The organism is Aquimarina sp., from assembly GCF_977115655.1.
The window spans coordinates 33,695-48,230 of sequence record NZ_CDSBKO010000012.1 but is presented as its reverse complement, the minus strand read 5'-3'; the positions used below and the strand labels follow the sequence as shown (position 1 = coordinate 48,230).

General features: G+C 31.7%; 14 protein-coding genes. 12 read left to right on the top strand and 2 right to left on the bottom strand.

What is annotated here, in order from left to right:
• Positions 1 to 232: 232 nt before the first annotated feature.
• Positions 233 to 694 carry an Lrp/AsnC family transcriptional regulator gene (locus tag ACZIYX_RS07165; protein ID WP_462681527.1) on the bottom strand — a complete coding sequence of 154 codons (462 nt, stop codon included), beginning with the start codon at positions 692 to 694 and terminating at the stop codon, positions 233 to 235.
• Positions 695 to 954: 260 nt separating this feature from the next.
• Here ACZIYX_RS07165 and ACZIYX_RS07160 point away from each other — a divergent pair, with 260 nt between their 5' ends.
• From ACZIYX_RS07160 to ACZIYX_RS07135, 6 genes are all read left to right on the top strand, one after another.
• On the top strand, positions 955 to 1,929 hold the full coding sequence (locus ACZIYX_RS07160) for an NAD-dependent epimerase/dehydratase family protein (RefSeq protein WP_462681526.1): 975 nt from the start codon (positions 955 to 957) through the stop codon (positions 1,927 to 1,929).
• 51 nt (positions 1,930 to 1,980) lie between these two features.
• Positions 1,981 to 3,168 carry a glycine C-acetyltransferase gene (gene kbl, locus ACZIYX_RS07155; protein ID WP_462681525.1) on the top strand — a complete coding sequence of 396 codons (1,188 nt, stop codon included), beginning with the start codon at positions 1,981 to 1,983 and terminating at the stop codon, positions 3,166 to 3,168.
• A 558-nt stretch (positions 3,169 to 3,726) separates the two neighbouring features.
• Entirely contained in the window at positions 3,727 to 4,557 is an 831-nt protein-coding gene (locus ACZIYX_RS07150) for a prephenate dehydratase (protein WP_462681524.1), read from the top strand.
• Positions 4,554 to 5,750: a pyridoxal phosphate-dependent aminotransferase gene (locus ACZIYX_RS07145; protein ID WP_462681523.1), complete on the top strand. Its 1,197-nt coding sequence runs from the start codon at positions 4,554 to 4,556 to the stop codon at positions 5,748 to 5,750. The genes ACZIYX_RS07150 and ACZIYX_RS07145 overlap by 4 nt, the downstream gene beginning before the upstream one ends.
• A 7-nt stretch (positions 5,751 to 5,757) precedes the next feature.
• Positions 5,758 to 6,606, top strand: a complete 849-nt coding sequence (locus tag ACZIYX_RS07140; protein ID WP_462681522.1) for a prephenate dehydrogenase — start codon at positions 5,758 to 5,760, stop codon at positions 6,604 to 6,606.
• Positions 6,607 to 6,642: 36 nt separating this feature from the next.
• Positions 6,643 to 7,725, top strand: coding sequence for a chorismate mutase (locus ACZIYX_RS07135; RefSeq protein ID WP_462681521.1), 1,083 nt, complete (start codon positions 6,643 to 6,645; stop codon positions 7,723 to 7,725).
• A 60-nt stretch (positions 7,726 to 7,785) separates the two neighbouring features.
• Here the strand turns inward: ACZIYX_RS07135 and ACZIYX_RS07130 are convergent, their stop codons facing one another.
• Positions 7,786 to 8,241, bottom strand: a complete 456-nt coding sequence (locus ACZIYX_RS07130; RefSeq protein WP_462681520.1) for a hypothetical protein — start codon at positions 8,239 to 8,241, stop codon at positions 7,786 to 7,788.
• Positions 8,242 to 8,374: 133 nt separating this feature from the next.
• Here ACZIYX_RS07130 and rsgA point away from each other — a divergent pair, with 133 nt between their 5' ends.
• The 6 genes from rsgA (at position 8,375) to ACZIYX_RS07100 (ending at position 14,535) form a co-directional block, all read left to right on the top strand.
• The gene (rsgA, locus tag ACZIYX_RS07125) at positions 8,375 to 9,325 is read left to right on the top strand and encodes a ribosome small subunit-dependent GTPase A (RefSeq protein WP_462681519.1); all 951 of its coding nucleotides are present in this window, start codon (positions 8,375 to 8,377) and stop codon (positions 9,323 to 9,325) included.
• Between the two features lie 206 nt (positions 9,326 to 9,531).
• Positions 9,532 to 9,984, top strand: coding sequence for a D-aminoacyl-tRNA deacylase (dtd, locus tag ACZIYX_RS07120; protein ID WP_462681518.1), 453 nt, complete (start codon positions 9,532 to 9,534; stop codon positions 9,982 to 9,984).
• Between the two features lie 28 nt (positions 9,985 to 10,012).
• Positions 10,013 to 11,929 carry a DUF3857 domain-containing protein gene (locus ACZIYX_RS07115; RefSeq protein ID WP_462681517.1) on the top strand — a complete coding sequence of 639 codons (1,917 nt, stop codon included), beginning with the start codon at positions 10,013 to 10,015 and terminating at the stop codon, positions 11,927 to 11,929.
• Between the two features lie 43 nt (positions 11,930 to 11,972).
• Positions 11,973 to 13,952: a DUF3857 domain-containing protein gene (locus tag ACZIYX_RS07110; RefSeq protein ID WP_462681516.1), complete on the top strand. Its 1,980-nt coding sequence runs from the start codon at positions 11,973 to 11,975 to the stop codon at positions 13,950 to 13,952.
• A 2-nt stretch (positions 13,953 to 13,954) separates the two neighbouring features.
• Positions 13,955 to 14,281, top strand: coding sequence for a nucleotide pyrophosphohydrolase (locus tag ACZIYX_RS07105; protein ID WP_462681515.1), 327 nt, complete (start codon positions 13,955 to 13,957; stop codon positions 14,279 to 14,281).
• A complete protein-coding gene (locus tag ACZIYX_RS07100) occupies positions 14,281 to 14,535 on the top strand; it encodes a hypothetical protein (RefSeq protein ID WP_462681514.1) in 255 nt (84 codons plus the stop codon). The genes ACZIYX_RS07105 and ACZIYX_RS07100 overlap by 1 nt, the downstream gene beginning before the upstream one ends.
• Position 14,536 lies beyond the last annotated feature (1 nt).

Genomic DNA, 14,536 nt, shown 5'->3' with positions numbered 1-14,536 from the left:
AAATTAAACAGTATCGTTCAGTTGAAATAGAAAAACATCTTTAATCCCCCTAAAGGATTAAGTTTTCAGGGTTTTAATGATTTGAAAGGTTGCTTTTCAACTTTTATTAAAAGGATGCTGTTTTTAATATAAACTATTTTAAGTTGATAGTTATCAGTATCTTAAGTTTAGTGTAAGCTCTTGTTTCTTGGAGAGATAGCGATCTAGAATCTTTACTGGACACTAATGAAAATTATATATAAAACTCAGAAGTATGCTTTATTTCTTTAAGAACAAAAGTACTGTTTAAGACACCAATATTTTCAATTTTTGAAAGCTTGGTTTTTATAAAATCGTGATACTCTTCAAGACTTTTGGTGTGTATTTTTAGAACAAAATCAACCTGACCGGCCATGTGGTAACATTCTTGTACTTCTTGCAAATTTTGTATTTGTTCTTCAAACTTTTCTATAAAAGCTTCATTATGATATCGCATAGAAACCTGACAAATGGTGGTCATAGAACGATCAATTAATTTTTTATCCAGTATGGCAACATACTTTTTGATAAAACCTTGCTTTTCTAACCTTCGTATTCGTTCATAAACAGGAGACGTAGTTAAATTAAGAATATTGGCAATTTCTTTAGCTGTTTTTTTAGAATCTTCCTGTAAAATCCTAAGGATAGTAAGGTCTGTTGGGTCTAATTCTTCCATTTTGTCTCAAAAAAATTACTTTAAAAATATAGTTAAAACCTAATAAAAAGTAAATATAGCTGATATTATTTTAGAATAAAGGGATTGTTACTTAATTTTTTTAAATACGAAACTGTAAAAGCCTTATTTACTACTTTAGCAAGGAAATAATACTGTGATGTGTCATGATTAATGAGAAGAAAATGTTTTGAAGAGATAGCTTTACAACATTTTTGAGACTTTAATTTTTTGACTTTAGTTAATTAAAAGTTTTTAAAAATATGAAAACGGTTGTTTTAGTAATAGGAGCAAATGGTCAGTTAGGATCCGTTTTAACAGAATCCCTTAAAGAAAAATTTGGCGATCTTAATGTAATAGCTTCTGATTTAAGACCCAGAGAAGGTTATGTTGGTAATTTTGAAATAATAGATGCTACCAGTATAGAAAGAATAGAAGAAGTAGTTACTCAATATAAAGTAACTCAGATATATCACCTTGCCGCCATTCTTTCTGCCAAAGGAGAAGAAACACCTTTGCAAACCTGGAACATTAATATGCAAACATTGTTTAATGTACTGGAAGTTTCCAGAAAAAATAATATTGAAAAAGTGTTTTATCCCAGCTCGATTGCAGTTTTTGGAGAAGGCGCTCCTTTAGATAATACCCCTAATAATGCTTATTTGGATCCAGCTACAGTATATGGCATTAGTAAAGCAGCAGGAGAGAACTGGGCACAATATTATTTTATGCGATATGGATTAGATGTTAGATCGATTAGATATCCGGGAGTTATAGGCTACCAATCATTGCCCGGGGGCGGAACTACAGATTATGCAGTAGACATTTATCATAAAGCGGTGCTAAATGAAAAATTTAGTTGCTTTTTAAAAGAAGACGCAACATTGCCCATGATCTTTATGGAAGATGCAATACGGGCAACTTTAGAGTTGATGGATGCGCCAAAAGAAGATATTAAAATAAGGACTTCTTATAATGTTTCGGGAATTAGTTTTTCTCCCGCACAAGTAGTAGCAGAAATTCGTAAATTATACCCCGATTTTGAAGTCGCTTATGCTCCTGATTTCAGGCAAGAAATTGCTTCTCGATGGCCAAACTCTGTAGATGATTCTGCCGCAAGCAAAGATTGGGGATGGAAACCTAAATTTGATCTGGAATCGATAACAGTTACTATGATCCAGAAACTAAAAGAAAAATATAAAACAGGATCTAAAAATCAAGAAGCATTAGCAAGTTGATTTAATATGTTTTTTGCAATAACACATAAATAATAAAATAGTTAAGAAATTATGTTCTCAAATATAAAAGACGATTTACAAAAAGAACTGGACGAAATTAAAGCTGCTGGTTTATATAAGGCAGAAAGAATAATTACAACTCCGCAAGGAGCGCAAATTGATACAACAAATGCTAAGAATGTTTTAAATTTTTGTGCAAATAATTATTTAGGATTATCCTCACATCCAGAGGTTATTGAGGCAGGTAAACAAGCTATAGATTCTCATGGGTATGGTTTATCATCAGTGCGGTTTATTTGTGGTACCCAGGATATCCATAAAGAGTTAGAACATAAAACAGCCGAGTTTTTAGGAATGGAAGACTGTATTTTGTATGCAGCAGCGTTTGATGCTAATGGTGGGGTGTTTGAACCTATTTTGGGAGCAGAAGACGCTATTATTTCTGATGCCTTAAATCACGCTTCAATTATAGATGGAGTAAGGTTATGTAAAGCAAAACGCTTTAGATATGAGCATAATAATATGGCAGATCTTGAAAAGCAGTTAAAAGCAGCAGAAGGATCACGAAGAGTACTTGTGGTAACAGATGGTTCTTTTTCTATGGATGGTACCATTGCGCAATTAGATAAAATATGTGATCTGGTAGAAAAATACGGAGCAATGATTATGATTGATGAATGTCATTCTACAGGTTTTTTAGGAAAAACAGGTCGTGGTACTCATGAGTATCGTAATGTAATGGGGCGTATAGATATTATTACAGGTACTTATGGTAAAGCACTAGGAGGTGCATCTGGAGGCTTTACGGCTGCCAGAAAAGAAATTGTTGAAATGTTAAGGCAACGTTCCAGACCTTATTTGTTTTCTAATACAGTTGCTCCCTCTATAGTAGGGGCATCTATTAAGGTTTTAGATATATTGTCTTCATCAACTGCCTTACGCGATAAGTTAGAAGAAAATACAAAATATTTCAGATCAGAAATGACTGCTGCAGGATTTGATATTATCCCAGGAGATCATCCAATAGTCCCGGTAATGCTATACGATGCAAAACTTGCTCAGGAATTTGCAGCCAGATTACTAGAAGAAGGAATTTATGTTATAGGTTTTTTCTATCCTGTAGTTCCACAAGGCAAAGCAAGAATTAGAGTTCAATTGTCTGCGGGGCATGAACGTCAGCATTTAGAAAAAGCAGTAAAAGCATTTACCAAAGTAGGTAAAGAGCTAAATGTAATATAATCATATATCTTTTATAAAAAGTAAAAAATATATAAATAAAAATTACCCTTGTCTGCATATTATCAGGCAAGGGTAACTTTTTATTTATAACCAATCAGGCTCCTTTTTTTGACGCTAATTCTAATAGATTAATGCTCTTTTTTTTGTAAAGACCTGATATAGTATAAGTCACAAACGTTTGTTAGTAATTTAAAATGTAGAAGATTCTCAGCATAGTTATGATTTTATTTAAAATAGTTCATAGATAGGAGTCGAAATATTAAAATTTGATGATAATCACGATGAATATGCTAAAAAAAATGAAAATTATTTTGATTCGTAATAGTTTTGGCTAATTTAGCAATGTAATAATGAGACAATAATGAGCAATTTATTTACTTGGAACCGATTTTATTTTTTCTTCTTTTATTTTAAAAGCAAGATCGGGATCGCTGTGTAAATAAATAAGCAAAAATTTATATAACTAAAATCCCGATGAAAAATCGGGATTTTTTTTTGGAACAGATCCATTTAATAATATCTGAATTGTTTAAAAATTATTGAAAAATAATAAATAAAATGAAACAAAAGGTTGCGATACAAGGAGTAAAAGGCTCTTATCATCATGGAGTTGCCCAAGCGTATTTTGGAGAAAATGTAGATGTTAATGAATGTATGTCTTTTCAGGAATTAGTACTTAGTCTGGAGAATGATAAAAGTACAGATGCAGTAATGGCTATCGAAAACTCGATAGCAGGATCTATCATCCCTAATTACGCATATATCGATGAGTATAACCTGGCTATTAGAGGAGAATATTTTCAGCCTATTCATCATTGCCTTATGGCGTTGGGAGATCAGAAAATATCAGACATAAAAGAAGTGTATTCTCACCCTATGGCTTTATTGCAATGCAAAGATTTTTTTAGGGAACAACCGCATATCAAATTGGTAGAAGATGCAGATACAGCAGATGTGGCAAAAAGAATTTATGAAAAGCAAATAAAAGGAATAGCTGCTGTAGCGGGCGAAACAGCTGCAAATATGTATAATCTTAATATTCTGGCAAGAGAAATTCAAACTATAAAATCAAATAGTACCCGCTTTTTTATTTTAAATAAAAATAAAGAAGTAAATGTTGAAAAAGAAAAAATAAACAAGGCATCCTTAAAGTTTCTTACAGATCATAAAAAAGGAAGCTTGGCAACTGTACTTAACGTAATGAGTGATTGTGGACTGAATTTAACAAAAATACAATCCTTGCCAGTAATTAGTATGCCCTGGAAATACTCTTTTTTTGTAGATGTAACATTTACAGAATATAAAGATTATGAAAAAGCCATGTCGATTTTAAAAATAATGGCATTAGAACTTAAAATATTAGGAGAATATAAAAATCAGAACGGATGAGAATACCAACTGCAAAAAGATTAGAAACGATAGAAGAATATTATTTCTCAAAAAAACTAAGAGAAGTAAGAGAACGTGTAGCTTCAGGAAAACCAGTTTTAAATATGGCAATAGGAAGTCCGGATTTAAACCCTCCAACAGAAGTAATACAAGCAATGCAAGATGCAGTACTGGCAGAAGGAACCCATAAATACCAAAGCTATCAGGGTATCCCCGAATTGCGCAAAGCAATTTCAGATTTTTATAACGCAAAATATAAAGTCTCTTTAAATCCCGAAAATGAAATTTTACCTTTAATGGGGTCTAAAGAAGGTATTATGCATATCTCATTAGCGTATCTAAATGAAGGAGATGAAGTTCTGGTTCCTAATCCTGGGTATCCTACCTATACTGCGGTAGCTAATTTGATTGGAGCAAAACCAGTATTTTATGATTTGATAGAAAATAACAACTGGGAACCAGATTTTCATAGCCTTTCAAAAATGGATTTAAGTAAGGTAAAAGTTATGTGGGTTAACTATCCAAATATGCCAACAGGAGCTTCTGGAAGTATAAGTCTTTTTAAAAAACTAATTGATTTTGCTAAAAAACATAGCATTCTATTAGTAAATGATAATCCTTATAGTTTTGTTTTAAATGATAACCCAATCAGCATTTTGTCAATAGATGGAGCAAAAGATGTAGCTCTGGAACTTAATTCATTAAGCAAAACGTTTAATATGGCAGGATGGCGAGTAGGTATGGTAAGTGGTAGTCTGGATAAAATTGAAGCTATCCTTAAAGTAAAAAGTAATATGGATAGCGGGATGTTTTTGGGGATTCAAAAAGGAGCTGTTGCAGCATTACAAATTAAGGATGCTTGGTACGACAAGATGAATCTTATTTATAATGAAAGAAGAGAGCTAATATGGCAATTGGCAAGCCTGTTGGGAGGTAGCTATGATAAAAAAGCAAAAGGAATGTTTGTTTGGGTTAAACTTCGTGATGGAATAAATGCAGTAGAATTTATCGATAATATATTATATCAAAATGATATTTTTATTGCTCCCGGAGATATTTTTGGAAGCAACGGTAAAGGATATATACGTTTTTCATTATGTATCACTAAAGAAAATATAAAAGAAGCCATAGATAGATTAAAAAATAAAGAAGTACAGCTTACAAATGATCTAACTATGATAAATCAAAGCTAATAGATAAATGAATGTATTTATAGTAGGAACAGGGTTAATAGGAGGATCGTTTGCGATAGATATTAAAGCAGCTTTTAACGAATCAATAATTTATGGCGTAGATAAAAATGAAGAAAATCTGGAACAAGCATTGTCATTAGGATTTGTCGACTATGTGTCAGGTTTTAATGATTTAGAAAAAGCAGATGTCGTTATTGTGGCAATACCAGTAGATGCAACAGTTGAGGTTTTACCAATTATTTTGGATAAAATTGGAGATGATTGTTTGGTTTTTGATGCTGGTTCCACAAAGAAAAAACTGTGTGATACAATCGGAAACCATCATAAAAGAAGAAATTATTTGGCAGCGCATCCAATTGCGGGAACAGAATTTTCCGGGCCACAAGCAGCTATCGCAAATTTATACAGAGGTAAAACCAATATTATTTGCGAAGTAGAAAAAACAGCATTTAAGCTACAAGAAAGAGGGATGGAGATTTTTTCCAGATTAGGAATGCGGATTAGGTATATGGATCCGGGATCACACGACAAGCATATAGCCTATGTTTCTCACTTGTCTCATATCAGTTCTTTTATGCTAGGTAAAACAGTAATAGAAAAAGAAAAAAACGAAAGAGATATTTTTGATATGGCAGGGAGTGGTTTTGCTTCTACAGTTCGTCTGGCAAAAAGCTCACCAGCAATGTGGACACCTATTTTTGAACAAAATAAAGAAAATATATTGGAAACCATGGAAGAGTACATAGCCAATCTTATACAATTTAAGAAATTAATAGAAAATGATGATTTTCTGGCAGTCCATAAAGAAATGGAAGAAACCAATTATATAAAAACAATTTTAAAAGGAATTGCATAATAATAAAACACACAACGTAATAAATAAAAATTAAACATGGAGAATAAGAAAGAACTTAGAAACTGGCTTGATGATTATAATTTAGATCACCCTTTGGTAATAGGGGGGCCTTGTAGTGCAGAAACAGAAGATCAGGTAGTAAAAATAGCACACCAGCTTAAAGACTCTGATGCCACAGTATTACGTGCAGGTATCTGGAAACCAAGAACAAGACCGGGAAATTTTGAAGGAGTAGGTGTTTTGGGGTTAAAATGGTTGCAACGAGCTAAAGAAGAAACAGGAATGAAGATAGCCACAGAAGTAGCAAGCCCTCATCATGTAGAACTAGCCTTAAAGCATGGAGTTGATGTTTTATGGATAGGAGCAAGAAGTACCGTTTCTCCTTTTATTGTTCAAGATATAGCAGATGCTTGTAAAGGAATTGATAATCCAGTATTGATAAAAAACCCTATTAATCCGGATTTGTCACTATGGTTAGGTGCTGTAGAACGTTTTTATACAGCAAATGTAAAAAACCTTGGAGTTATCCATAGAGGGTTTTCTACGTATGAAAAAACTAAATATCGTAATATACCAGAATGGCAGATACCGATTGATTTACAAAACCGGTTTCCGGATTTGCCATTAATTTTAGACCCTTCTCATATTGCAGGAAGGAGAGACTTGATTTTTGATTTATCACAAACAGCATTAGATCTTAATTTTGACGGGTTAATTGTAGAAACACATTATGATCCCGATAATGCATGGAGTGATGCAAAGCAGCAGATAACACCAGAAACATTAATTCAGTATATGAAAGATTTGAAAATTCGTAAAGAAATTGGTGTGGATGAAGCGTACCAAAAAGCACTTAACGAATTGCGTGCAAAAATTGATATTGCAGATAATCAATTATTAGAAATTTTGTCTAAAAGAATGAAGATTTCTGATGAAATAGGACAAGTAAAAGCAAAACAAAATGTTGCAATATTACAATCCAAAAGATGGAATGAAATACTTGGCAGAATGATCCTTGAAGGAAATGAAAATGGATTAAGCGAAGAATTTATACTTCGTATTTATAAAGCAATTCATCAAGAGTCTATTAATCATCAAAAAAAAGTAGCAAGAGGCTAAGAAAAAAACCTATCTGTTGTGATAAAATGACAGATAGGTTTATAGGTGTATTGTATAGGTTTATTTTTTACGTTTAAAGGTGTAACGAGTAATATAGATTCCGTTGTCATCATCTTTACCACCAAAACTTTCTACACCACTGTTAACAAAAGCTAAATCCCAGCCTTCAGAAGCCATAGTGTTAATTTTTGACATTACTATCGCGTCATTCGCAACTATATTTTGAAAACGAATTCCGCCTAAGTTATAGAAGTTTAAAAGTTTGGTTTCATCAAACCCTTTTACGCGAATTTCACTACGGTCTGATTTGTTTCTTTTGTCACCTTCTCCTGTACGGGTAGAAGTAAAATCTTTGTAATCTCTGGTTTCATTAGCAGTAAGCATTCTGGATCGCCCTAATCCATTAGGGACAATAGATTCAATAACAGTTACAATTTGATATTCATAAATGTCTTGGGCAAATGCAGATTGAAAGCCAAATAATAACAAAGTCAGTAATAATAGTTTTTGTTTCATAATTAAGTAAGATTAATATTATCGCCTGATAATTCAATATTCATACCAGAAAATTATATGTTTATATCGCGTTTTTTTAATTAAGAAAAAAAATAATGGCTTCAAAAATTTTAATATTTGCATCTTTGTACTCATGACAGGTATTGTTTATAAATCTACAGGAAGTTGGTATACGGTTAAAACCTATAACAATAAAGTATATGAATGTCGAATAAAAGGTAAGTTTAGGATAAAAGGGATTAAAAGTACCAATCCTATAACTGTAGGAGATGTAGTGGATTTTAGAATAGATACCAATAGTGACCAGGAAACTGGAGTTATTGAAAATATTCACGAAAGACAAAATTATATTATTCGCAAATCGGTTAACTTATCCAAACAAACACATATTATAGCATCAAACATAGATGTAGTTTTTTTGTTAATCACCTTAAATAACCCAACTACATTCACAACATTTATCGATAGGTTTTTGGTTACAGCAGAGGCATACGGAATTAAGGCTGTTTTACTTTTTAATAAAATAGATACTTATAACGAAGAAGAGCTTTTAGAAGTAAAATACTTAGCCGCATTATATAGAAAAATCGGTTATGAATGTATTGGAATTTCTGCAAAATCTGGTAAAAATATAGATAAGGTAAAAGATGCTATGAAAGGAAAAGTAAGTATGTTTTCCGGACATAGTGGAGTGGGGAAATCTACATTGGTTAATGCTATTGCACCAGAACTATCTTTAAAAACAGCAAAAATTAGTGACCAGCACCAACAAGGGCAACATACTACAACGTTTGCCGAAATGTTTGATTTAAGTTTTGACGCTAAAATTATAGATACACCAGGTATAAAAGGTTTCGGAATTGTAGACATAGAAAAAGAAGAGCTAGGGAATTATTTTCCAGAATTTTTTAAACTCAAACCAGAGTGTAAATTTAATAATTGTTTACATGTCAACGAACCAAAGTGTGCAGTAAAAGAAGCTTTGGATGCCGAAGAAATTGCATGGTCCAGATATAAAAGCTATTTACAGATTTTGGAAGGAGAAGAAGAGCATTATAGAAAGAATAATTATGATGAAGAATAGTCTTTGATTGTAATTAAAGAACTAAGGTGATGTCAATTTCTTGAAAAAAATAAAAAAAAATCGCGAAGTTCCGAAAAACGAAACTTTTAGAACGTATACTTGCATTATAAAACTATGGATCCAGATAAATTTAGATTTAAGGATACTTAAAATTATATAAAGTCCTTGGTGAAAATTGGGTTATATAAATAATAGTTAATTAATAAATGAGAGCAGTAATTCAAAGAGTCTCCAGAGCCTCGGTCACTGTAGAAGGTAAGATTATTTCAAGTATACATCAAGGATTACTTATTCTGGTGGGAATAGAAGAGGCAGACTCTAAGGAGGATATACTTTGGTTATCCGGAAAAATATCCCGGCTTAGGATATTTGAGGATGAGAATGGAGTAATGAATAAAAGCGTATTAGAGGTATATGGAGACGCTATAGTTGTAAGTCAGTTTACTCTGCATGCCAGTATTAAAAAAGGCAATAGACCAAGCTATATTAATGCCGCGAAACCCGAAATCGCTATTCCGATATACCATAGTTTTGTAAATCAGTTAGAATTAGATATGCAAAAAAAAGTAGGTACTGGTGTATTTGGCGCGGATATGAAAATATCATTACTTAATGATGGGCCAGTTACCATAATCATAGATACTAAAAACAAAGAATAAACCACCCCACATAAGATAAATTTTTTATATGCAAAAAAGAATATACTTGTTTCTGGTAGCGGTAGCTTTATTAAATTTAAAAATATCTGCACAAGAAAAAACAGACTTACAGACTTCTAAAATTGATTCTTTACTTACAAAAAATGCAGATGCTATTGTTAGATCAGAAGAAGTAATTATTGAAATTAACTCTATTAATTCTATTGTTGTAAAAACGAAAAGAATTGTTACAGTACTTAATAAAAATGGGGTTAAACATTCAGATTTTTATGAAAGATACGATTCCTCAACAAAAATAAAAAAATTAGAAGCAATAGTTTATGATGCTGAAGGAGAAGAAATAAAAAAATACAGAAAAGGAGATTTTGAAGACCATAGTGCAATAGGTTCTGGTGATTTAGCAACAGATAACAGAGTAAAGTATATACAGTATACCCCTTTAAAATACCCATATACATTAGCTTTTGAAAGTGAAGTTCAAAGCTCTACAACAGCTTTTGTAGAACCTTGGTTTCCTGTTTCTTCTTACAGGGTAAGTGTTATAAAATCTAATTATGAAATAGTAAACCCCAATGAAATTGCTTTAAGGTTTAAAGAGAAAAATTTTGAAGGATATCCCATAAGTCATGATAAAACCGATACAGGTGTGTTATATTCCATATCTAATTTAGAAGCAAGATTGCCAGAGGTATATAGCCCTTCTTTTTCTGATATAGTTCCCTCTGTATGGGTAGCGTTAAACGATTTTTCTCTTGAAGGGATTGAAGGTTCTGCAACAGATTGGAAATCATTCGGGAAATGGCAATACAATAACCTGTTGTTGGGTCGAAGCAAACTGTCAGACACAACCATTAAGCAAATTGAAGAATTGGTTTCTAACGCAAAAACGAATAAAGAAAAAGCAAAATTGATCTATGAGTATGTGCAGAAAAAGACAAGATACATAAGTGTGCAATTAGGCATTGGAGGATGGATGCCTTTCTTGGCAGAAGATGTAGATAGGTTGGGGTATGGAGACTGTAAAGCATTGACTAATTATACAAAAGCACTTTTGGATAGCCAAAATATTACATCCTATTATACCATAGTATTTGGAGATAGAAATAAAAGAAATATAGATACCGAATTTGTTGCTATGCAAGGCAATCATGTTATCCTTAATATTCCTGATGAAAAAGATGAAGATATTTGGTTGGAGTGTACCAGTCAGACTATGCCATTTAATTTTATAGGCGGTTTTACAGATGACAGAAACGTTTTGGTAATAACTCCGGAAGGAGGTGAAATCAAAAAAACGAAAAAATATCTGCCAGAAGAAAATTTACAACATACTGTTGCTATAGTAAATCTTAGTGAAAATGGATCTCTGCTAGCTGATATTGAAAGAACGTCAAAAGGATTGGAGTATGATTGGAACTATAATGTGCAGTTTGAAACCCCAAAAGATCAAACGCTGCATTACAAAAAACATTGGGGATACATTAATGGCTTAGAAGTAAAAAAAATAGAATTGAAAGACGATAAAGAGGCAATAAATTTTATAGAAAATATAAAAGTTTCCTGTCCCTCTTATTCCAAAAAAGTAGGGGACAGGTTGTTGGTTTGTTTCAATATTTTTGATAGGGATAAAAGCAGCTTGCCTAAATATAAAGAAAGATCCACGTCGTTTGTTATCCCTAGAGGTTATGTTAATACAGATGAATATATGGTTAATTTGCCTAAGGGATTTGGGATAGCCGATCTTCCGGAAAAAAAGTTAATACAAAGTATTTTTGGGGAGTATACGTATGAATTAGAAAAAATAAACGAAAGTCAAATTAAATTTAAGCGATATCTTAAAATTATTGATGGGACTTTTTCAAAAGAACAATACGAGGATTATAGAAAATTTAGATCTGAAATACAGAAAATTGATAAATCCAGAATAGCCTTAAAACAACAATAAATAATATAATCAATTTACAATGAATATTTTTTCTAAAAAACAAATGCTATTTAAGATAGTATTGTTATGTTCTCTTACTAGTTTTTCTCAAAACTATGAATTTGGAAAAGTTTCTAAAGAAGAACTCGAAGAAACTAGTTATGAGTTAGATAATACTGCTAATGCAATAGTTCTTTATGAGAACAAAAGAGTACATTTTGAGTATAATAACTCAGAGGGTTTTATGCTAGTTACTGAGGTGTTTAAGAGAGTTAAGTTTTATAATAAAAATGGGTTTGAATATGGTAGTCATGAATTACTCTTATATAATCAAGGAGGAAGTAAAGAAAAATTAAGTGCTTTAAAAGCTATTACTTATACTTTAGAGCATGATAAGATTATAGAGACTAAGCTTAAAAAAGAAGGCGTCTTTGAAAGCGAATACTCAGAGAGCTTAGATCAAGTAAAGTTCACTATGCCTTCTCTTAAAGAAGGGGCTGTTGTAGAATATAAATACAAAATAACATCTCCTTTTATTTTTAATATAAATAGGATTAGTTTACAGGATGAAATACCAATAAAGAAATTAGAAGTAAAGGTGGAAATGCCTGAATATTTTAATTTTAAAAGATTTACTACAGGTTATTTACCTGTTAATTTTAAAGAATCTATTAAAAATGGTAGTATTTCCCATAGTGTAGCAACTAGAGTTGGTAGTTCAAATCAGAGAAGTTTGGATTATAGAATTTTTGTTAACTCTATAAATTCAGTGCATGTTCCTGCTTTTAAAAGAGAACCTTATTCAGGGAATTCTAAAAATTATATCTCATCAATTATTTATGAACTTCAATTTACAAAATTCCCTAATGGGGCTGTTAAGAGTTACTCTACGACTTGGGAAGACGTTGCAAAAACTATCTATAAGAGTAGTAGTTTTGGAAATGAATTAGATAAAAATAATTATTATGAAGAAGATATAGACAAGTTACTTAAAGGTATAAATACTCCTTTAGAAAAGATTCAATTGATATACAATTATGTGAAAAATAAAATGACATGGAATGAATACCGATCTGTATATACAAGAGATGGTGTAAGAAAAGCATATAAAGAAAATATGGGTAATTCTGCAGAAATTAATTTAATGCTAACATCTATGTTGTCTTATGCAGGTATCGATGCAAATCCGGTTATAGTAAGTACAAGTGATAGGGTCATTCCTTTGTTTCCTACCTTAAGCGGATTTAACTATGTGATTTCAAGGGTTAAATTGCCAAATAATGATATCATATATATGGATGCTACAGATAAATATGGAGTGCCAAATATTTTGCCAGATAGGGTGATTAAAGGATCGGGAAGGGTGATAGCAAAAAATAACACTTCACAAATCGTTGATCTAAGACCTGTAAAAACTTCTATGGACAGGTATAGTATACAATGTGAAATTGATGCTGAAGGAATAGTTAGTGGTAAGTTTAATGTACGTCATGTAGATTATCAGGCACATGATTTTAGAGTAGCAAATGGGGTAAAAGACGATGAAAGTAAAAGTAAGCAGCTTAAAGAAAAATACAATATAGATGAAATTGAAGAATATACTGTTAAGGGGGTGAATGAATACGGAAAAGGAGTTAGCGAAAGTTTTAATTTTACATCCTACAATCAGATAGAATTAATAGAAAGTGAGATGTATTTTTCTCCATTATTATTTTTGAGAGATAAAGAAAATATTTTTAAATCTAATGAAAGGGAATATCCCGTAGACTTTGGGTATGGGTATACAAATACATATATGATAAGTGTTAAAATTCCTGAAGGATATGAAGTGTTAGAATTTCCAAAATCAGAGATGTTTAAATTACCAGATAACATAGGGTCTTTTTCTTTTAGATCCAAAGTTGCTAATCAAATGATACAAGTTATAGTTAGCGAAACTATTAACACTCCTTTTTTACTGCCAGAATATTATCCTGTTCTAAAACAATTTTATACGCAGCTCATTGAAAAAGAAAAAGAACAAGTAGTTTTAAAAAAAATATAATAATGAATATTCAAAATGCACAACAAGCCGTAGATGATTGGATCAAAAATCATGGTGTTCGATATTTTAATGAGTTAACCAACATGGCTCAACTTACCGAAGAAGTGGGCGAAGTAGCTAGAATTATAGCAAGACGTTATGGAGAGCAGAGTGAAAAAGAAAGTGATAAAAATAAAGACCTTGGTGAAGAATTGGCCGATGTTTTATTTGTAGTATTGTGCCTGGCTAACCAAACAGGAGTTGATCTTCAGGAAGCTTTTGATAAAAAATTGGATATCAAAACAAAACGAGATCATAATCGCCACCATAATAATGAAAAACTAAAATAATGTTCAGCTCTATAATTTTATCAAAAAAGTATTGGATATCTGTATGTTTTATAGGTTTTGGCTTTGTCTTTATATTTAGCCTTATAGAATATTTTATGCAATATGGATTAAGCACTTTAGAAACTTTTATAGAGCAAAGAATACATAATAAACAATGGATTAGATATGTGTTGTCCAGACTTGTTGGAGGATTGGCGTATGGTATGGTAATGGGATATTACTTTGAATTAAGAAAAAGAAAATCAAATCGATAAT

Excerpts from the sequence above, each read along its gene's own strand:
- ACZIYX_RS07165 (WP_462681527.1), bottom strand. The coding sequence starts at position 694 with ATGGAAGAATTAGACCCAACAGACCTTACTATCCTTAGGATTTTACAG.
- ACZIYX_RS07160 (WP_462681526.1), top strand. The coding sequence starts at position 955 with ATGAAAACGGTTGTTTTAGTAATAGGAGCAAATGGTCAGTTAGGATCC.
- kbl (WP_462681525.1), top strand. The coding sequence starts at position 1,981 with ATGTTCTCAAATATAAAAGACGATTTACAAAAAGAACTGGACGAAATT.
- ACZIYX_RS07150 (WP_462681524.1), top strand. The coding sequence starts at position 3,727 with ATGAAACAAAAGGTTGCGATACAAGGAGTAAAAGGCTCTTATCATCAT.
- ACZIYX_RS07145 (WP_462681523.1), top strand. The coding sequence starts at position 4,554 with ATGAGAATACCAACTGCAAAAAGATTAGAAACGATAGAAGAATATTAT.
- ACZIYX_RS07140 (WP_462681522.1), top strand. The coding sequence starts at position 5,758 with ATGAATGTATTTATAGTAGGAACAGGGTTAATAGGAGGATCGTTTGCG.
- ACZIYX_RS07135 (WP_462681521.1), top strand. The coding sequence starts at position 6,643 with ATGGAGAATAAGAAAGAACTTAGAAACTGGCTTGATGATTATAATTTA.
- ACZIYX_RS07130 (WP_462681520.1), bottom strand. The coding sequence starts at position 8,241 with ATGAAACAAAAACTATTATTACTGACTTTGTTATTATTTGGCTTTCAA.
- rsgA (WP_462681519.1), top strand. The coding sequence starts at position 8,375 with ATGACAGGTATTGTTTATAAATCTACAGGAAGTTGGTATACGGTTAAA.
- dtd (WP_462681518.1), top strand. The coding sequence starts at position 9,532 with ATGAGAGCAGTAATTCAAAGAGTCTCCAGAGCCTCGGTCACTGTAGAA.
- ACZIYX_RS07115 (WP_462681517.1), top strand. The coding sequence starts at position 10,013 with ATGCAAAAAAGAATATACTTGTTTCTGGTAGCGGTAGCTTTATTAAAT.
- ACZIYX_RS07110 (WP_462681516.1), top strand. The coding sequence starts at position 11,973 with ATGCTATTTAAGATAGTATTGTTATGTTCTCTTACTAGTTTTTCTCAA.
- ACZIYX_RS07105 (WP_462681515.1), top strand. The coding sequence starts at position 13,955 with ATGAATATTCAAAATGCACAACAAGCCGTAGATGATTGGATCAAAAAT.
- ACZIYX_RS07100 (WP_462681514.1), top strand. The coding sequence starts at position 14,281 with ATGTTCAGCTCTATAATTTTATCAAAAAAGTATTGGATATCTGTATGT.